At 62.7% G+C, this 19,369-nt stretch carries 17 protein-coding genes; 15 read left to right on the forward strand and 2 right to left on the reverse strand.

Going from position 1 to position 19,369, the window contains the following annotated elements; translation table 11 throughout:
- The first annotated feature begins 2 nt into the window (after positions 1 to 2).
- From GM668_RS16180 to GM668_RS16235, 12 genes are all read left to right on the forward strand, one after another.
- On the forward strand, positions 3 to 893 hold the full coding sequence (locus GM668_RS16180) for a DUF58 domain-containing protein (protein WP_155439993.1): 891 nt from the start codon (positions 3 to 5) through the stop codon (positions 891 to 893).
- A complete protein-coding gene (locus tag GM668_RS16185; protein ID WP_155439994.1) occupies positions 890 to 1,972 on the forward strand; it encodes a BatA domain-containing protein in 1,083 nt (360 codons plus the stop codon). The genes GM668_RS16180 and GM668_RS16185 overlap by 4 nt, the downstream gene beginning before the upstream one ends.
- Positions 1,956 to 4,004 (forward strand): DUF4175 family protein, encoded by a 2,049-nt coding sequence (locus GM668_RS16190; RefSeq protein ID WP_155439995.1) that lies wholly within the window; start codon positions 1,956 to 1,958, stop codon positions 4,002 to 4,004. The genes GM668_RS16185 and GM668_RS16190 overlap by 17 nt, the downstream gene beginning before the upstream one ends.
- The gene (locus GM668_RS16195) at positions 4,001 to 5,668 is read left to right on the forward strand and encodes a hypothetical protein (protein WP_155439996.1); all 1,668 of its coding nucleotides are present in this window, start codon (positions 4,001 to 4,003) and stop codon (positions 5,666 to 5,668) included. Before GM668_RS16190 ends, GM668_RS16195 begins: the two co-directional genes overlap by 4 nt.
- A 42-nt stretch (positions 5,669 to 5,710) precedes the next feature.
- Positions 5,711 to 6,340, forward strand: a complete 630-nt coding sequence (locus GM668_RS16200) for a MarR family winged helix-turn-helix transcriptional regulator (RefSeq protein WP_155439997.1) — start codon at positions 5,711 to 5,713, stop codon at positions 6,338 to 6,340.
- Between the two features lie 66 nt (positions 6,341 to 6,406).
- A complete protein-coding gene (locus GM668_RS16205; RefSeq protein ID WP_155439998.1) occupies positions 6,407 to 7,126 on the forward strand; it encodes a hypothetical protein in 720 nt (239 codons plus the stop codon).
- Between the two features lie 63 nt (positions 7,127 to 7,189).
- A complete protein-coding gene (locus GM668_RS16210; RefSeq protein WP_155439999.1) occupies positions 7,190 to 7,429 on the forward strand; it encodes a thioredoxin family protein in 240 nt (79 codons plus the stop codon).
- 78 nt (positions 7,430 to 7,507) lie between these two features.
- Positions 7,508 to 7,975, forward strand: a complete 468-nt coding sequence (locus GM668_RS16215) for a peroxiredoxin family protein (protein ID WP_155440000.1) — start codon at positions 7,508 to 7,510, stop codon at positions 7,973 to 7,975.
- Between the two features lie 164 nt (positions 7,976 to 8,139).
- The gene (locus tag GM668_RS16220; RefSeq protein WP_155440001.1) at positions 8,140 to 9,450 is read left to right on the forward strand and encodes a YncE family protein; all 1,311 of its coding nucleotides are present in this window, start codon (positions 8,140 to 8,142) and stop codon (positions 9,448 to 9,450) included.
- 10 nt (positions 9,451 to 9,460) lie between these two features.
- On the forward strand, positions 9,461 to 10,174 hold the full coding sequence (locus GM668_RS16225) for a glutamine amidotransferase (protein ID WP_155440002.1): 714 nt from the start codon (positions 9,461 to 9,463) through the stop codon (positions 10,172 to 10,174).
- A 17-nt stretch (positions 10,175 to 10,191) separates the two neighbouring features.
- A complete protein-coding gene (locus GM668_RS16230; RefSeq protein WP_170305667.1) occupies positions 10,192 to 11,142 on the forward strand; it encodes a diiron oxygenase in 951 nt (316 codons plus the stop codon).
- Entirely contained in the window at positions 11,139 to 12,194 is a 1,056-nt protein-coding gene (locus GM668_RS16235; protein ID WP_155440003.1) for a 2Fe-2S iron-sulfur cluster-binding protein, read from the forward strand. The genes GM668_RS16230 and GM668_RS16235 overlap by 4 nt, the downstream gene beginning before the upstream one ends.
- A 5-nt stretch (positions 12,195 to 12,199) precedes the next feature.
- Here GM668_RS16235 and GM668_RS16240 read toward each other — a convergent pair whose 3' ends face one another.
- Together GM668_RS16240 and GM668_RS16245 are read right to left on the reverse strand one after the other, a co-directional pair.
- A complete protein-coding gene (locus GM668_RS16240) occupies positions 12,200 to 13,870 on the reverse strand; it encodes a GH39 family glycosyl hydrolase (RefSeq protein WP_155440004.1) in 1,671 nt (556 codons plus the stop codon).
- Positions 13,871 to 13,977: 107 nt separating this feature from the next.
- Positions 13,978 to 14,619 (reverse strand): pyridoxamine 5'-phosphate oxidase family protein, encoded by a 642-nt coding sequence (locus tag GM668_RS16245; protein ID WP_155440005.1) that lies wholly within the window; start codon positions 14,617 to 14,619, stop codon positions 13,978 to 13,980.
- Between the two features lie 135 nt (positions 14,620 to 14,754).
- Here GM668_RS16245 and GM668_RS16250 point away from each other — a divergent pair, with 135 nt between their 5' ends.
- From GM668_RS16250 to GM668_RS16260, 3 genes are all read left to right on the forward strand, one after another.
- Positions 14,755 to 15,840: an RNA-guided endonuclease InsQ/TnpB family protein gene (locus GM668_RS16250; RefSeq protein ID WP_155440006.1), complete on the forward strand. Its 1,086-nt coding sequence runs from the start codon at positions 14,755 to 14,757 to the stop codon at positions 15,838 to 15,840.
- A 66-nt stretch (positions 15,841 to 15,906) separates the two neighbouring features.
- A complete protein-coding gene (gene pdxR / locus GM668_RS16255) occupies positions 15,907 to 17,457 on the forward strand; it encodes a MocR-like pyridoxine biosynthesis transcription factor PdxR (protein ID WP_155440007.1) in 1,551 nt (516 codons plus the stop codon).
- 463 nt (positions 17,458 to 17,920) lie between these two features.
- Positions 17,921 to 19,369, forward strand: a 1,449-nt coding sequence (locus tag GM668_RS16260; protein WP_229499409.1) for an Ig-like domain-containing protein, incomplete at its 3' end; no start/stop codon positions are given.

The raw sequence follows: 19,369 nt of genomic DNA on the forward strand, positions 1-19,369 counted from the left end.
GCATGTTGGAAACCGCTGCGCTGCTGGCCCATGCCGGCAAGCTCGATCTCGTCATCCGCCACGTGCTGGCGGGGCTGGGCCATGGCATCCACGCGGGCCGCGAACGGGGCGCCGGCGTGGAATTTTCTGAATACCGCGCCTATGCGCCCGGCGATGAGTGGCGCCGCGTCGACTGGAAATTGCTGGCCAGGGCCGACCGCTATTACGTGCGTGAAGCGGAGCGGGACAGCCACGTGGCGGCCTGGCTGTGGCTGGACGCGACAGCGTCGATGGCGGAGCCCAGCCGCGAAGTGGCGGGGCTCGACAAGTTCTGGTTTGCCCGCACCATGCTCGCTTGCGTGGCCGCCATCGCACAGCGCCAGGGTGATGCGTTTGGTTTGATCGTGTGCACGGATGGCCGCATTGAATTCACGCCGGCGTCGCGCGGGCCGCGCCAGTTGCAGCGCGTGCTGGCGGCATTGAAAGCGGCGCAGCCGAAAGGGCGGTTGCCGGATGCGGAAGCGCTGAAGAAATGCCTGCACTTTGCCCGTGCACCCAGCCTTGTGTTTGCCGCCACCGATGCGCTGGACTGGCCGTCGCCGTTGTCTGAAGCGCTGGTGCGCTTGCGCCACATGCGCCATGACGTACGCCTGCTGTCGCTTCGCACGCGGGCTGAAGTCAATGCGAGCTTCAAGTCCGGCGCAGCTTACCGGGACCCGGAGGGCGGCGATGGCTTGCACCGTTTGCAAGGGGCTGACCGCGATGCATACCGGCACGCATTGAGCGCACACTTTGGCAACGTAGCGGGAGATTGCCGCCGCCATGACATTCCCTATGTGAGCGCCGTGATTGAAGACCCGCTGCAAGATGCATTGCGGGGCTGGCTGAATGTGGCGGTGCGGAGGTCTGCATGACGGCGGCTTCCCCCTTCTGGTGGCTGGCGCTGCCGGTATTGCTGCTGCCCATTTGGTGGCACCGGCAAAAGCGCCGCCGCACGCAGGCCGAACCGCTGGCCACGGCCCGCTTCCTGCCCGCCGCGCCGCCGCAGCAAATGCGCGTATGGCGCTGGGATGACGTGCCGTTGCTGGTGCTGCGCTGCCTGTTGCTGGTGGCGCTGATCGCATGGCTGGCAGCGGTGGCGCTGCCGTGGCGTGGCGACACGGTCCTGGTGGGGCGTGATGTGCCGGCTGCGTGGGCGGATCAGCAGGCGGCGCAGGCGGGGTTGTCCCATGCGCAGCGCATGCCGCTGGCGGAAGACGTGCTGCCGTGGCTGCAAAAGCATGAACATGAATGGCGCAAGGACGCAAAGCTGCTGGTGCTGGCGAAACAGGTGGCCATGCCTGCACAGTTGCCGAAGCTGGCGCACAGGGTGGAGATCCGGTTGGCGCCGCAGGCTGGTGGCGTTGCGGTGGAGCGCGCGGACCGTGACACTGCTGCTGGCGCCACGGTGCCAGTCGCCGTGGTTGCGCCAGCAGAACACAAGGCGGCATGGAGCGCGCTGTTTGCGGCGTTCGATGCGGCGGGCAATGGCAAGGTACGCCATGCGGTGACGGAGCTGGACGGCTCTGAAGCGCCGCCGCAAGCATCGCTGATCGTGTGGGACCGCGCCGCACCGCCGCCGGCTGGCTGGAATGCGCCGCTGTGGTGGCTGCCGCCAGCCGCATTGCCGCTGGCGCCCGGCGTCGATAAAGCGGCTGTGCATACGCTGCATGTGAACGCAATGCCTTTGCAAGTGGCGGACAGTCCGCGCGGCCGGCTGTGGGCATCCGATGCGTGGCCGCCGAGCGATGCCGATGGCGCACGTGCGCTGTATGAAACGTGGCATGCGCTGCACTTCGCGCCGGAAGCATGGCCGCTGGCAGCGCAAACCTTGCCGCCGCAACGGCCGTCGCCGCTGGCCATGCCAGGCACGCGTCCCGATGGCTGGCTGGCCTATGCGCTGCTGGCGCTGTTTATTGCCGAACGACTGGTGACTCATGTCCGCCGCCGCTGATTATTCTTACGCCATCCGCCGCCAGCTGTGGCGCGCGCTAGCCAGGCGCCGCGCGCCATTATGGATGGCTGCATTGCTGCCGGTATTGCTGGTGCTGTATGGCGGCCTGCGCGCCGCCGCGCCGCTGCCGGGCATCGCTTTGTTGGTGGCATGGATGGCGTGGCTGCTGTTCGATATCCGCGTGCTCAGCCTGCGCCTTCAGTCGCAATGGACGCATTGGCTCGACGCCGCCATTCCGGAGCTGGAAGACAGTACGGCGTTGCTGGCGCAAGCACCCGTGTCGGCCATTGCGCAATTGCAGCGCAAGCGGCTGGAAGCCCGTATTCACCAAGCCTTGCAGGCTGACGATTACCGCGCTATTGCCGCGGCACGCACGGGTTTCCGCTGGCTGCCGGCCGCTCTCAGCGTGCTGGTGTGCGGCGCATGCTGGGCATGGCTGCAGCAAGGGGGCGCCGTGAAGCCCGCTGCGCCATCACGTGCCGCCTTGCCGCCCGCGCAGCCGGGTGAGTTGCTGTTAAAGGTCACGCCGCCCGCCTATACCAGGGCCGCTGCATTTGAAACGCCGGCGCGCGATATCCAGGTGCCGCAATACAGCGACGTGCGCTGGTGTTTCCGCCGTGCGAATGAACCCGCGTCGGCCGTGGAACTGGGCGATGGCAAAGTGTTGCCGGTCGGCGAACACTGTGCGCAGTGGCAGGCGGATGAATCGCTGTTCTGGCGCGCACGCCACCAGCCGAAGAACCGCTACAACATCCGCGTCACGCCGGACCAGGCGCCGGAAGTGGCCATTGCCGCGCCAGCGGAAACCGTGCACGTGCTGGCGCAAGGAACGCAAGCTGTGCAAATCGCGGTTTCCGCGAAAGATGATTACGGCATCGTCCGCGCATCGCTGCATCTGACCCTGGCGCGGGGCAGCGGTGAAAATATCCGCTTTTCCGACAAGGAAATGCCGCTGCCGGCATCGGCGGACCCGCGCGTGCGGACGTGGAAAAAACAGTGGCCGCTGGCGGAACTGGGCATGGAGCCGGGCGATGAACTGTATTACTTCATCCGCGCCACGGACAATGCGCCCGATCACCCCCACACGTCGCAGTCGCCCACGTACACGCTGCGCTTGCCGGGACCGCAATCGGAAAGCCTGGATGCCACTGCGCTGCCATCGATGGTGAAGCCGGAAAACTTGCGCAGCCAGCGCCAGATCATTATCGACACGGAGCAGTTGGTAGCGGACATGCCGAAACTGAGCCCGCAAGCGCTGCGCAGCCGCAGTGAAACCATCGCCACCGACCAGGCCAAGCTGCGCCTGCGCTATGGCCAGTTTTTGGGGGAAGAGTCGTCGCTGTTTGGCGGCGATGAACATGATGAGCATGAAGGCCATGGCGGCGCGGGTGCGGCGCCGGGCGGTTTTGGCAAGATGGATAACGTGCTGGCGCAATTCGGCCATGCGCACGATGAATCGGAAGCCGCCACGATTTTTGATCCGGCCACCAAGGAAGTGCTGCGCCGCGCATTGAAAGCCATGTGGGCGGCGGAGAAAGAATTGCGCGCCATTGCACCCAAGCCCGCGCTGCCGCCGGAATACAAGGCGCTGGAAGCCATCAAGGAATTGCAGCAGGCGGAGCGCGTGTATTTGCACCGCACGGCATTCGTGCCGCCTGCCATCAAGGAAGAAAAGCGCATGACAGGTGATATGGTGGGTGCGCAAAGCAGCAGGCGCGCGCAGGGCGAAGCGTTGGGCGGCGCACCGAAAGAAGTGCGGGAACTGGTGCAGGCGCTGGGCAGCGACGGCCCGCTGCCTGCCCTGTGGAGCAAGACGGCGCGTGATGTGATTGCCGCGCGCATTGCATCGGATGACGACAGGCTGGCGGCGCAGCGCGCCGTGCAGGACGTGCAGGATGGCTGCGTCGAATGCCGGGGCGCGCTGCGTGCATGGCTGCGCGGCACGCTGGCGGACCTGCCTGCCGTGCTGCAGGCGCGGCCGCTGGCCGACAGCAGGTTCCGCCAGGCGTGGCGCGGCAAGGGGGCGCCATGAACATTTTGTGGGCATGGAATTGGCTAGGCGCTGCCGTGCTGCTGGCAGGCTTCGGCAGCGCGGCGCTGTATGGCCGCAAGCGGCGCTGGGCCGATGCAGGGCTGGTGCTGGCCGGGGCTGCCGCGCTGGCGGCGCTGCTGTCGGAACCCGCGCGGCCCATGCGCGACGCGGATGAACTGGCCATCGCATCGGACGTGCCAGGCGATGCGCTGGCGCGTTCGTTGCTGGCCGTGCCGGAGGCGGGATCGCTGGCATTGACGGGGCATGGTTTGACGGACGCGCAATGGCAAGATGTGCCGGCGCGTCCATTGCGCTGGACCGCACCAAACGGCGGCGTGCTGCTGCTGGACTTTGCCCGCACCGTGCCGCTGGGGCGCGCGTTCACGCTGACTGTGCGGCGATCGCAGCCCGTCGCGGCGTGGCGCTTGCAGTTGTTGGCGGAAAATGGGCAGGTGCTGGCCGACGCCGCGGCGCCGGTTGCGGCTTCAGCGCAGGCACAGGCATCCGCGCCGGCCATGGCGCAATTGTCGGTAAGCTGGCTGCCGCCGCTGGCGGAAAAGCTCGTGCTGCGCGCCCGCCTGCTGGACGGCAATGGCAAAGCATTGGCAGAAGGCCCCGTGCCGCTGCTGGTGACGGAACCCGTACCGCTGCAAGTGATCGGCCGCTTTGGCGCGCCATCGTTCGACACGCGCGTATTGAATGATTGGCTGACGGCCAGCGGCGCCATCGTCGACTGGCAAACTACGCTGGGCAAGGGCTTGTCGCGCACGGAATCGGCGCGCGCCGCATTGGATAAGCCGAATGCGCAATTCATCGATGCCGCATGGTTTGAAAGCGCGCCGCAGCCGGCCAGGGCCGCGCTGCTGGGCCAGGTGGCGCAAGGCTTGCCGCTGGTCGTGTTGGGCGGCAATGCCAGCCAGCCTGCCGTGTGGCAGCGGGAACTGGCATTGCCGCTGGCGCCGCAATCGGCCACGACGGAGAGGGAAGACACCCGCGTATTCGGCGCCGCTGCGCAGCAAATCGCGCTGGCGCCTGCCAGCTTCAATCCCGTGCCACAGGCGGCAGCATGGCGCGTGCTGGCGACCGACAGCCGGGGCAAACCATGGCTGTGGCAGCGCAGCTGGAAGCAGGGCGGCATCGTATGGGTGGGCGTGGCGGACTGGCACCGTCATGCGATAGCATCGCCTGTAGCATTGGGCGCATGGTGGCAAACGCTGATCGATGCCGCCGTCAATGGCGGCGCGCAAGGCGTGGTGTGGGAGCAGCCGGACGCCATGCCGGTGGCCGGTATGCGCACGCAAGTGTGCGCACAGGGCGTGGCGCAGGCAAAACCATTGAGCATACAAGGCATGCCGGATATCGCGTGGCAGGCAAGGAGCGGACGCGCGGAAGGGCTGTGCGCCGCGTTCATCCCGCAGCGCGCCGGGTGGCATATGCTGTCCAGCGGCGGCGCGCAGCATGCCATCTATGTCTATGGCGAGCGTGACTGGCCCCAGTGGCGCCACGGGTTGCGCCAGCAGGCGACCCGCGCCTATGCGGCGCGGACACTGTCTGACGCCTCCGTCCGCAGCCAGTCGGCGCCATTGCCCGCGTGGCCATTTGCGCTCGCCGTGGCCGCCGCCATGCTGGCGCTGTGGTACCGCGAACGCCGTTTGACATCCTAAAAAATCTGGCATATAGTTAGTACAACTAATTAATTTCCTTGCATGAATCCGTTTGATACCATCAGCGCGCCAATAGAGCAGACCATCGCAACGGGATTGGCGCGGATTGCCACCGTCATGCGCAGCCAGGCTTGGGCGCGGGCATTTGCCGAAGGGATAACGCCGACGCAGTCGGATATCCTGACCTTGCTCAGCACGCGGCAGGAAGCGCTGCGCCTGTCGGTCATTGCTGAAGAGCTGGCCATTACGGCAGCCACCGCCAGCGAGGCAGTCAGCACGCTGGTGGGCAAAGGGCTGGTGGATAAGGGACGTGCATCGGATGACCGGCGCGCCGTGTCGCTGTCGCTGTCTCTGAAGGGGAAAGAATTGGCGGCATCCGGCGGCGACAGCGGCGGCTTGCTGGCAATGAGTTTGCTGGCGTTGACGCCGGAAGAAAAAAGTACGCTGTTGAGCTTGATTGTTAAGCTCATCAGGAACATGCAGGAGCGGGGCGAGATTTCCACTGCGCGCATGTGTGTCACGTGCAGCTATTACCGGCCGCATGACGACCCGCAATTCCCTCACTATTGCAACCTGGTGGGGGCGCCATTTGCAGACCGGCACTTGCGGCTGGATTGTCCGGAGCATGCGGTGCACACGCAGAAAGTCGTGCCGATCCGGAAAGTGGGCTGACGCTGCACAGCGCCGGCCAGGGCGTACCCCGCCATTTTTTTTGACTTATATATTTAGGAGTCCTAAATGAAGTATCAGCGAAACCGTTTGGCTGCCGTGTTCACCGTGCTGGCGATGCTGGCTGCGCAGCAGGCCGGCGCCCATGCCGTCAGCGCGAAACAGGGCAATGTGAAGGACGCCAGCTTCGATATCGTCAATGCGGAAATCAGCGTCGATGCCGAGAAAAACCAGCTGGTGTTTGCCATGTCGGTGGCCGGTACGGCGGGCGCCGTGAAGCCGAAAAAAACGGGCAAGTTTGAAGGCAGCGATGTGTTTTCCTATGTGTGGCCGACCAAGATTGATCCGTCCGAAGTGGGCTTCGATAAAGGCGCGGGCATCCTCGCGCTGGCAGTCACCACGCATCCGGATTTCGACGATACGCCGCTGTTCGACACCAAAGGCAATGACTGGCACAGCCACTGGGTCGTGCTGGCGCCGGACGAAGCGTGCGGCAAGGGCGCGTTGAAGGTCAAGGACATCCCCGCAGGGACCAGGCCCAAATTGCCGAAGACGTGGCCCGGCGTGCCGCTGCTGATCGACAGCCCCGGCTACGCGCCCCGCTTTGCCGCCAGCACCGTGAAGGTGCGGGTGCCGTTTGACGATGTGACCAATTTCAAAGGCGTGGCGTTCGACGGTGTGACAGCCGGCTTGCGCGTCGGCGCCAGTCCGCACCAGCCCTTGCTGTGTGTGGTCAACGTATTCGATGTGGCGTCCGGCGACTTGAGTTTGCCGGGCAAAGCCGAATAAACCCGTAACCCCGCCCGCGTTTGCGGGTTCCCGTTGTATCACTTGACCTGAAGGAGTATCACCATGAAAAGCAAAGCCACCTTTTACCACGCTGGTTGCCCTGTCTGCGTGTCCGCCGAACAAGCCGTTGCATCGGCCATCGACACCAGCAAGTATGACCTGGAAATCGTCCACTTCGGCAATGCCCGCAACCGCATCGATGAAGCGGAAAAGCTGGGCGTGAAATCCGTGCCGGCGCTCGTGCTGGACGGCGGCGTGTACCACATTAACTTTGGCGCATCGATGGCCGACGTCCGCGGCTGATTCGCAGCGGCAGGTTCAACGCACCGCGCGTCCGGCCCGCAAGCCGCACGCGCGGTTTTACTTTTTCTGGAGACAATCATGATTGAGGCACCTGCGCTGGAAGTGGCGCAATGGTTTAACACCAAACAAGAGCTGGCCCTGGCGGATTTGCGCGGCAAGGTCATCGCGCTGCATGCGTTTCAAATGCTGTGTCCCGGCTGTGTACAGCATGGCATACCGCAAATGCAGCGCGTGCACGCGCAATTTGAACGGGACGATGTGGCAGTCATCGGCCTGCATACGGTCTTTGAACACCATGCTGTCATGGGACCGGACGCGCTGAAAGTTTTTATCCATGAAAACCGGCTGGCGTTTCCCATCGGCGTCGACCAGCCGGATGGCGACGGCAACGTTCCGCGCACGATGCGCAAGTACGGCATGCGGGGCACGCCCACGCTGATTTTGATCGACCGCCAGGGCGCACTGCGCTTCCAGCAAATCGGCCAGGTTGATGACTTGGCGGTAGGCGCGCTGATCGGCCAATTGCTGGCGGAAGGTCCGCGCTGACCATGCATTTTTACGGATGAGTTGGTTTTTTGAGCACATTGTTAAATTGTCGCTGGCTTGACTGACACGATTTCATTAGGACTCCATACTGTCCATGGCATTTTTTATAAGACCTCCATGCCAAGGTCCACTTATTCATTACTTTCCAAGACAGAGGGTCCAACATGATGAAGACAATGCATACGGCAATCTCCGGCATTTTTGCAGCAGCACTGGGCGCCGCCGCGCTCCCTGGCACGGCACTGGCCAGCCACATCTTGTCCGGTGTGAACATGCAAGGCTGTGAACTGGTGCTGATCAATTCCGAAACCGACCAGATGGCGAAAGTCGCGCTGCCAACCGTGTATGGCTGGCAACCGGCGGCTTGCCAGCACACGGCCATCAGCGCCGATGAAAAGACCGTGTACATGCTGACGGACGCCGTGCCGCCCTATACGGCATCGGTGGTGACCGTGCACTTGAAACACGTCGACTGGGATGCCGGCACGATCGATGCGAAAGTGCTGCAAACCATACCGCTGGCGCATCCCGGTTCGCCGTCGCAATTCAAGACCGTCACGCAAGTGTCGCCGCAACAGCCGGTCATGCCGTGGACGCGTCCCGCCTACACGCAGACGCACGGTCCGACATTCCTGCCCAATTCCAAATACTTCTACGTCACCCATTACACGGATAACCGCGTGCGCGGCTTCAAGGTGAAGGGCAGCGGCAAGCTGCATCCGATTCCCGTGTATTCGGACGGCGACTTGACGCGCCAGACGCATGGCGTGAACTTCAACAACTCCGGCACGGTGGGCCTGGGTGTCGGCTATGACTATGACATGGGTACGGTGCGCGTCTACAAACCTAATACGCGAACCGGCGAAGTCAAAGTCACGGGCGAAATCAAACTGGGCGCGGGCAATATGTATGGCGCCATGGCCCACTATGCCGTGTGGATGACGGACCGCTATGCCTACATCGGCACCATGCAGCAAGGCCCGACATCGGCCACCCAGCCGGGCCAGTTTGTGATTGAGCCCAGCGTGTGGCTGGTCGACGTGCAGGATATGAAGGCCACGCGCGTGATTGGCACGCAAAATCCCCAGCAAGTGGGCTTGCTGCGCTCCCCATCCGACGTGGCGCTGGCGCACGGCAAGTTGTATGTGGCGGAAGAAGATTCGTGGGGCCGCAAGCCCAATGCACCGGCCAGCGATTATGGCCGCGATGGCTACGTGTCGATCTGGGATGTCAGCAATCCCGCCGCGCCGAAATTCATCAAGCGCCTGGCGCCCGGCCAGGGCTTGCCGGCTGACTTCCGCAATGCGCACACGGCCAGCGCCACCAAGGATGGCGACGCCGTTTATGTGTCGAGCTTTATTTCGAACCATCTGGTCAAGATCGATACCGCCACCGATACCGTCACCAAGGTGTACAGCATGGATGACGGCTTGATGATGTTCCACGGCGAGTATGCCGCCGGCCGCAACCGCTAAGGAGGCCATTATGAAAAACGTTGTCGCAATTCAGCACGTCGCCTTTGAACATCTGGGATCGCTGGAAGCGGTGCTGGTGGAACAAGGCTATACGGTGCATTACCTGCCCGCGTGGGCCAGCGGCCTGGCCGCGCAAGTGAAGGCACTTGAGCCGAAACTGCTGGTGGTGCTGGGCGGGCCGATCGGAGTCTACGAAGAAGACCGCTATCCGTTCCTGCACGAAGAGAAAGCGCTGCTGGAAGAACGGCTGGCTGCCGGAAAAGCTACGCTGGGCATTTGCCTCGGTGCGCAATTGATGGCGGCTGCGCTGGGCGGCGAAGTGTATGCATCCGGCGTGAAGGAAATCGGCTGGAGCCCGCTGACCTTAACCAGCGCGGGCCAGGATTCGCCGCTGCGGTTTTTATCTGGCGAGCTGGCCGACGTGCTGCACTGGCACGGCGACACGTTCACGTTGCCACCCGGCGCCGTACACCTGGCCTCGACCCCCATGTGCGCGAACCAGGCGTTTTCATATGGCCCGCGCGCGCTGGGTCTGCAATTCCACCTGGAAGCCGAGGGGGAGCAAATTGAACACTGGCTGGTCGGCCATGCGTGCGAAATCGCCGGCGCCGGTGTGGACGTGGCGGCGCTGCGGCGCGGCGCCCAGCGGCATGGCGCCGCGCTGCAGCAGCAGGCGCGCCAATTCTTCAGTGCGTGGCTGGCGCAAGCGGTCCAGCGTGATTGAACTCAGAGGTGATACCCGTGAATACCCATCAAACCCAACAAGATGACAGCGTCGCCGTGATGCTGAAAAAACTGTCGGCCCTGTGGCAGCAGCGCGCGGCAGTCAATCAAGGTCCTGTGCACTATGCCGACCTGGAATTCGATCCCGCCAAGCACGATTTCAGCGCATCGCTGCTGCCGTTCCGGGACCATGAAGCGTGGCGCACCGCGCCGGAAGAATTGAAGTCCCGCTGCCTGTCTTACGCGTGGGGCATTTATAACTTGAAAACCGTTTATATCGAATGCGACGTCGTCACGCCGGCATGCGAAGACTTGATCAAGGTGGCGCCGGCCAACAGCCGCAACCGCGGCGTGATCCAGGACGTGATGTCGGAAGCGCTGCTCGATGAAGCGCTGCACACGCGCATGTCGCTGCTGGCGTCCAATTACATTTATGCGAAGCGGGGCCTGGCGCCGCTGGAATTCACGGCGTTCAACCTGGTGCAATGGCGCCGCGCCGTACTGGCCAGCTGCAACGCTGAATGGGAGCGGCGTTTGACGCGCTTCGCCATGGCCTGCGCCAGCGAAACCCTGATCACGGATTATTTGAAAACCATGGCCGAAGACAGCGGTATCCAGAGCGTTTGCCACCGCACGACGAAGACGCATGCGATGGATGAGTGGAGCCACTCAAGCGTATTCAGTTTCGTTGCCACGGATATCGTATGCGGCTTGAGCCGGCGCGAACGCAGCTATCTGCGCGCCGTGATTTCGAAAACCGTCGAGATGTTCGCCAACAATGAAATGGGCGCGTGGAGCCACGTGTTCTCCATGCTGGAATTCCCCCATGCCGCCGATATCCTCGCCGATGTGGGGCCTGAAAATGAAATTGGCGTGTACACGGGTTCGGTGCAGGCTCTGATCGCCCGCATCGGCCTCGATGCGCCGGAACTGGTATCGCAAGGCGACGTGCTGGAGGTGGTGTCATGAATGCCCGCGTGAGTGTGCGCTGCGACAGCACGGCGCTGGAAGCAGGCAATGTCAAAGTGTTTGCCCTGCGGCTTCCCGCATCGCACGGCCTGTGCCATGACATCGACCCGGGGCGCTACGTGGCGCTGGAATATGCGGACATGGCCGGTGGCGTGCAGCACCGCATGTATTCCGTCACGCGCAAGCCTGCGCCGGACGTCTTTGAAATCGCCGTGCGCCGCACGGGTACGCATGGCGTGGCGGACCGCCTGCATGCCAGCCTGGAAGAGGGCGCTGCCGTCACGCTGCTGTATGCGGGCGGCGACATCACGGTCGACGCCGTGGCGGCGCACCAGCAAGTGCTGATGTGGGCCGGCGGCATCGGCGTAACGTTGCCGATTGCGCTGCTGCGTGAATTGGCGGAGCAGGCGAAAGGCGGCAAATCCGTGCCGCATGTGACGCTGTACCTGTGCTGCCCGCGCGTACAGGACGTGCCGTTCCTGAATGAATTACTGGAACTGGATTTGACGAGCAGCTGGTTCGACATGCAGGTCTTTATCACGCGCCAGCCGATTGATTCGAATTCGCGCCACTTCCGCGCCGGCCGGCCTTCGGACGACATGCTGCGTGCGCTGGCGGCGCCGGGCGCCGTGCTGCTGTGCGGCGGTTACCAGTTTGCGCTGGAGACGCGCAGCCGCGTGCGCGAATTCTTCCTGCAGGCGGAATTGCTGATCGAGTCATTCAGTGCGCCAAAGGCGGAGCCGCCCGCACCGTCCGCCCTCGCGCCTGCCGCGCCGCGCGCCGTGATTGCTATCGCGGGGCTGGGAACCAGCTTGCCCGCCGATCCTGAGAAAAGCTTGCTGGACAACCTGGAACAGCATGGCGTGCCGATCCGCAGCCAGTGCCGTTCCGGCATTTGCGGCAGTTGCCGTGTGAAAGTACTGTCCGGCGACTGCCGCCGTGAAGCGGACTTCTGTTTGGACGACAACGATGTCAGCCAGGGATACGCGCTGGCGTGCTGCACGTATCCGACGCAAGGCGAGCTGACGGTGGCGCTGGGCGCGGGCAGCTAGCGGCCCTACTCCAGCACCAGCAGGGACACGCCCTGGCGCGGCAGCACGTAGTTCAAGCTGGCCGCGCCATTTTTCACTGCCAGCGGCGCCAGCGCCACCGGCGCCATGTGCGATGCGCCTTCCAGCAGCTGGTACTGTTTGGCGTCGGGCGACTGCGGCGAGCCCAGTTGCTGCCACGCCGTGTAGGCATTGGCATTGGCCTTGTCGACGCGCCATTGCGTGACCTTGCGCGCGCCATCCTTGCCCAGCCCTGTCAGGTCCAGCCGGACTGCCGCATCCGGGCCGGCCACGTCATCATCGTGGTAGTGCCAGCTCAGGATGGCGATTTGCCCGGTGGGCGTGCGTGTTGCAATGGCGCCGATGTCTGGATTGCCCTGCACGCCTTTGGCCAGCATGTCATCCAGCGGCTGCATGGCGCTGCTGGTGGCCGCCAGCTTTTCCTGCCCCAGTTTGGAAAACAGGCGGAACACGTTCAGCACGGGCAAGTCCACGCCATTGGTGGCCAGTTGCCGGTAGCCGGCAAACCACGGCTGGTTTTCAAACGTGAAGGCCCACGTCAGCGCACCGTCCAGGTTGACGCCGCGGCGCGACGCCAGTTCCCAGATGCGCGCAAAACTGGCGGCGGTATAGCTGGAATACATGGTGCCGTTGCGGTACCCGTTTTGCGGGCCCGGGCAGGCGGCGCAGCCTTCCGGGTCGCTTTCACCGATGACGATGGGTTTGTTTTTCAGCTGCGGAATGGCGGCGATTTTTGCAAAGCCGTTATCGACGTCGCGCAAGTGCTCGCGGATTCCCATGCGTACGTGGCCGTCGACAAAGCGGGGAATCCCCTTGGCATGGAAGGACAGGAAGTCCGTCGGCGTGCCGGTGCCGCCCGTTGCATGGTTGGCGCCGGAGACCACGTGCTTGAGGAAGGCATCCATGAATTCGCCGCCCGGCCCTGCCACATCCGGGCCGCCGACGAACGCTTCCGGCAGCGCGCGCCGGATGCCGGCAATCGCGTAGTCATGCAGTTTGTTGAATTCATCCTGCGTGCCGGCCCAATACGTGCGGAAGTTCGGTTCATTCCACACTTCGAAATACCATTTTTTGACTTCATCGTGCCCGTAGCGCTGGATATTGTGCAAGGTCCACTGGTAAGCCAGTTCGCCCCATTTCGCATAATCTTTTGGCGGTGCAGTCCAGCCGGTTGCAATCAAGTCATAGGCAAAGCCGGGACGCCAGCTGTGCTGATACGGCGTACCCGCAGGGGCGCTGGACATCGCTTCCGGCATGAAGCCGATTTGCAGGTAAGGGCGCACGCCCCGCTCGATGTAGCTGTCGATGATGCGGTCAGTGATGGTCCAGTCGTAGACGGGTTTGCCGTCTTTGGTTTCCGTATAAGCATTGGTGCTGCCCCATTTGAACGCCGGCGTGCCGTCGCCGGTGCTGAGCAGGTTGTGGGCGCGGAAGAAGACGTCGCCGCGCCGCAGTTCACCCAGGTGGCCCATCAGCTTGCGGCCATCTTTCATGGTGGCGTAATTGGGTTCATCGGCGCCAAAGAAGCGCCAGATGGGCTTGAGTTCACCGGCGGGGCGCGACGCCTCCACCGTGATGGTTACCGGAATCGTTTGTGCTGCTGCCGAAGCGCTGGCCAATAGCGCGGCGAGCGCGCATGCCAGTGGAATGCGTACCATGTCCCCTCCTTTGTTGTAATGGCGACATGGTACGCGCAGCCGATACCGGCCGTGATCAATTATAGGGAGGAAGTGATACGGGAATTGATATCACTGCGGCGGTACGGTCAGGCGCGGCGCTGCCAATCCAGCACGTAGGCAGGCACCGGCGCTGCATTGCCTTCGGCGGTTTCAGGCGCACCGCGCACACGCGTCAGCGGCAGGACACCGGACCAGGCCGGGTAATCCTCATCGCCCGCTTCTTCGACCGGTCCGCCCGCCCGCACTTTGCAGGCCGCTTCATCGAGCGTGATGCGCAGCACGGTAGTGGCGGCATGTTCCTTGTCGCTGCCGGGACGGATATCGGCCTGGCGGCCCGGCACCAGCGATTCCATGAACGTGGCCAGCGTTGCCGGCTTGTCGTCATCCGGGACTTTTTCAAAGCGGCCATAAATCATGGCGGAACGGTAATTCATGGAGTGGTTGAACGCGGAGCGCGCCAGTACGAGGCCATCCACCAGCGTAATCGTCACGCACACGTCCTGTTCCATCAAGCGCTTCAGCATGCGGCTGCCATTGGAGCCATGAATGTACAGGTGGTTGCCTTCGCGCCAGCACGCTGTCGGGATGCAGTGTGTGCCGTGGTCGTCGGTGAAGGCGATATGGCAGACATAGGCATCGTCGACGATGGCGTGTACGACGGCATTGTCATAGGCGGCATTCTCGGCAACGCGGCGGACGCGGGTGCGGTGGCTTGGTGGGGTGCTCATTATTAGATGTTACTCCAGGAAACTGTGTCCTTAGGACGGGGAATAAAGGAAACCGACTGCGAAGCGGTCGAGTCCCATTCGGTTAAAAAAGAACTAGTTAAGGGAACTAATTCAAGCCGTGTTGGTCAAAGTGGAATGAAACTGGTTTATCGATATCGCGTAAAGTCCCTGAGCGGCCTGCTCAATGAACAGGCGCGGAAGGTAAATGACGTTTGGAACTTTTGCAATGACCGGCAGAAGGACGCCCTGCGTTTTAGTCGACCGTGGCATACAGGTTTTGATTTGATTAAGCTCACCACCGGTTGTAGCCAAGAGTTGGGTTTGCATTCCGGAACGATTAACGACGTCTGCCAGCAATATGCGAAATCGCGCCAGCAGCGCCGCCGGCCCTACTTGCGTTACCGTGGGCGCAAAGCGTTGGGCTGGGTGCCGCTCAAGGGACGCGATCTGAAGCGGGAAGGCAATGCATTCCGCTTTGCCGGCCGTACGTTTCGCGTGTTTTACTCGCGTCCCTTGCCCGATGGGAAAATCTGCGACGGCACCAATTTTTCCCGCGACCGGCGCGGCAATTGGTCCCTCAATATCGTGTTGGAGTTGTCTGAACCAGCCAAGCGGGCGCCGTTGCGCGAGGTGGGGATAGATCTGGGCTTGAAAGACTTGGTTACGCTGTCGATAGCTGACAAAGTGTCCGCGCCGCAGTTTTACCGGCAGTCCGAGGCGCAACTGGCGGTTGCGCAGCGTGCGCATAAGAAACGGCGGGTGGCGACCATTCACGCCCAAATCGCCAAGCGCAGGAATGACTTTCTTCACAACCTGTCCACTGACCTCGTACGTCGATTCGACCTGATCGCGATCGGTAACGTCAACGCGGCGGGACTCGCCAAAACCAGCATGGCGAAGTCGGTACTGGATGCAGGCTGGTCGGCCCTTCGAAATCAACTCGCGTACAAGGCTATCAAGCATGGCGTGTGGTTTGCCGAAGTGGACGAAAGATTCACCACCCAGGTCTGCTCGAATTGCGGCGCCAAGCCTGAAACGAGGCCGAGAGGTATCGCAGACCTTGGAATAAGAGAGTGGCAGTGCTGTGATTGCGGTGCGGTACATGATCGTGATCTCAATGCTGCGATTAATATTCTCCGTCGCGGACGTGCGACGCTGGCTGCAGGAATCTCTGTCCTTTACGGCAGAGCGGACGTCAATGACTCCTCTCATGTTGGTTGAGTGGCAACTATAATGGCGATCTGGCCCTTGCATAAGGTCCACCAATATGGAATTTTTTGGAGCCACATGGATTACACCCTGCTGTTCGATACGTTTATCGAGACCCACGCCCACCTGGGCTGGCCGCGCCAGCGCTTGCTGCACGAATGCCTGCGCTCCGCCATCCGCGACGGCACGTTGGCGGCAGGTACGCGGCTGGCGTCTTCCCGCACCTTGGCAAGCGAATTGAATGTGGCGCGCAATTCCGTGCTGTATGCGTATGAACAGCTGGCGTCTGAAGGTTACGTGCTGGGCGACCGGCGCGGCACCGTAGTGGCAGCCATTGCCAGCCAGGTATCGGCTGAAGCGGCAGCCGTGCATGCCGGGACTAGTGCAGCCAGCGGCGGCGCGCTGAACCCTGCTCCGTCATTGCCGCTGTCGCGCCGCGCACGCAACCTGCGCCCGGTGCTGGGGCCTGCCGACACGATGGGCGCGTTTGTCCCCGGCGTACCGGCGCTCGATGCATTTCCGCTGCCGCTGTGGCGGCGCATGCTGGAGCGCGCATGGCGCGCGGTGACGGTGCGCCAGCTCAATTACAGCGACCCGTGCGGCGAGCCCGGATTGCGCGCTGCCGTGGCGGATTATCTGCGCGCATCGCGCGGCGTGCTGTGCGACGCATCGCAAGTGCTGATCACGGATGGCACGCAAAGTTCGCTGGACTTGTGCGCGCGGGCTTGCGCCGATGACGGCGACACCGTGTGGATCGAAGATCCCGGCTATGCCGGCGCGCTGGCCGCGTTCCGGGGCGCGGGACTGAACGTGCTGGGCATCCCGATGGATAGCGAAGGCATTGCGCCGCAGGCTGCACATTGGCGCGATGCACCGCCCAAGCTGATTTACACGACGCCATCGCACCAGTATCCGGTGGGGACGGTGATGTCGCTGCCGCGGCGGCTGGCGCTGATTGCCGATGCGCGGGCGGCGGGCGCGCTGATCATCGAAGACGACTACGACAGTGAATTCCGCCACGATGGCCCGCCTCTGCCGGCCATGCAGGGCTTGGCGCCCGATGCGCCGGTGCTGTACCTGGGCACGTTCAGCAAGACCATGTTCCCGGCGCTGCGCATCGGCTATGTCGTGGCGCCGCCGTGGCTGGCCGGACCGCTGGCGGACATGCGCGCGCAGTCATCGGCGCGGGGGCGGGTGGCGGAACAACTGGCGGTGGCGGAGTTTGTGCGCAGCGGGCAGTTTGCGCTGCACTTGCGGCGCATGCGGCGGCTGTACCGGCAGCGGCGCGATGCGCTGCAGGCGGCGCTGGAGCGTTACCTGGAGGGACAGGCGGTCGTGGAGGGCGCTTCCGCGGGCATGCATCTGGCGCTGCGGTTCATCGATCCTTTACTGGATGACCAGGTGGTGACGGCGCGCTTGCTGGACGAGGGCATCGTGGTGAATGCCTTGTCTGTGCATGCGATTGGGCCAACGCCCCTGTGCCAGGGGCTGATGCTGGGATATGCGCAAGTGCCGGCGGAACAGATGGAGGAACTGGCACGCAGGATTGTGCGGATTATCAATCAATCATTTTGCAATAGTGACGTAGCCGCCACGCCACAAAATTGTTTTTTTATGAAAATAATTTGACAAGTTGTATAGATGTTTAATACATTCCAACCGGAAATTTTATTTATGGCAACAATTGTTGCTTTTTTAATGACTTACCCAGTTGGAGAAATGAATGGTGGACAAATACAAGCTTGGTGCGACAGCTGCAAGCGGCGGGAGTGTTGACGTTTCGGGTGGCGGCGGTGTTCCTATCAAAGATTCCCGGCTCTCAGCGAGTGATCTGGCCCTGGCCCCGGAATCTGATAATGGCCCATCCCATACGGACAACATCACCAGCGATAAAAACCCCATCATTTTGTTCAAAGGACTGGGTGGCTCGCAGTACGCGGTGTACTCCGGCACCACGCTGGTTGGCGGAACGGACTTCTCCGAAGTGCCAATTCGTGACGACGGCATGCAGGCACTCCGCGTCACGCTCGCACCAGGGCAGCATTCGCTGACGATATGGAGCATTGATCCGGACTACACCGGAAGCTTCAGCATGACACCATCTGATCCTATTGTCGTCACCGTCGTACCTGGGCCGGCGCAAGTGGTCCCTAATCTGGTTGACGCATCGGACACTGGCCGCTCGAATACCGACAACATTACCAAGATCACGACTCCGGTCTTTGACGGTACGACGACAGCAGGTAATAAAGTTGAACTGTTCGATGGTGGTATCAGCCTGGGTTCGGTGGTGGCTGGTGCTGACGGAAAGTGGAGTATCGCCAGCCCAGCGCTGACACCCGGCGTGCATTACATCCGGTCGGTCGTTACCGATAGCCAGGGATATGATTCCGGCTTGTCGAGCGCACTTCAGGTGACGGTCGATACGTCCGTTGCCGCACCTGCTGGCCTGGCGCTGACGGCCGCATCCGACACGGGGATTTCTTCGACTGACCGCATTACCAACGCGGCTAAGCCAACCATTACCGGTGTGGCGGAACCTGGGGCCAGTGTTGCCGTCTATGACGGTGGCGTACTGGTAGGGCAAGTGCAGGCGGCGATTGCCAATGGCGCGTGGAGCTTTACTTACGCGACGTCGCCAGCCCAGGGGGTACGGCAAGTGACCGCCATTGCGACTGACATTGCAGGCAATGTGTCGGTGAGTTCTGCTGCGCTGAGTTACACGCTCGACCAGACACCGCCCGGTATGCTGCCAAACGTCGACCTGGCGGCTGCATCGGACACCGGCATTTCCAATACCGACAATGTCACCAATGCGGCAATGCTGACCTTTACTGGCACTGGCGCAGAGCCGGGGGCGAGCGTACGTGTCACCATGGCGGGGGTGCAGATCGGCATTGCCACTGCCGCTGCCGACGGTTCCTGGTCAGTCACTGGCCCGTTTTCAGGCCAGGGCAACAATATGACAGTGAGCGTGTGGCAAACCGACGTGGCGGGCAACAGCAACGCAGGAATAACATTGCAATTGTTGCGGGTAACGGTAGACCGCACAGCACCGGCGGCACCTACTGCGCTGGACCTGACGGCGTCATCCGATAGCGGCAGTTCGGCAACCGACAACGTGACCAATGTTACCAAGCCGACCATCACCGGCAAGGCTGAAGCTGGCAGCACCGTGACCTTGTATGACGGTGAAACGATTATTGGCACGGCCGTTGCCGATGCGAGCGGTGTATGGAGCGTCGTCACCAGTGTACTGGAAGCCGGCGTGCACAATTTGACCGCCAAGGCGGCCGATGCGGCGGGTAACGCCAGCGCGGCATCCGCCGTGCTGGCCGTGACGGTGGACGTGACACCAGATGCGGCGCCATCGGCCCCGGATTTGCAGGCAGCTTCGGACAGCGGCGTATCGAACACCGACAACATTACCAACGCTACCGGCCTGGTCTTCACCGGCAACGGCGCAGCTGCGGGCGCCACCGTGCGCCTGTATGCCGATACAGTCCTGGCCGGTTCGGCGGTGGCCGACGGTTCCGGCAAC

Source organism: Pseudoduganella ginsengisoli, from assembly GCF_009720865.1.
Classification (GTDB): domain Bacteria; phylum Pseudomonadota; class Gammaproteobacteria; order Burkholderiales; family Burkholderiaceae_D; genus Rugamonas; species Rugamonas ginsengisoli.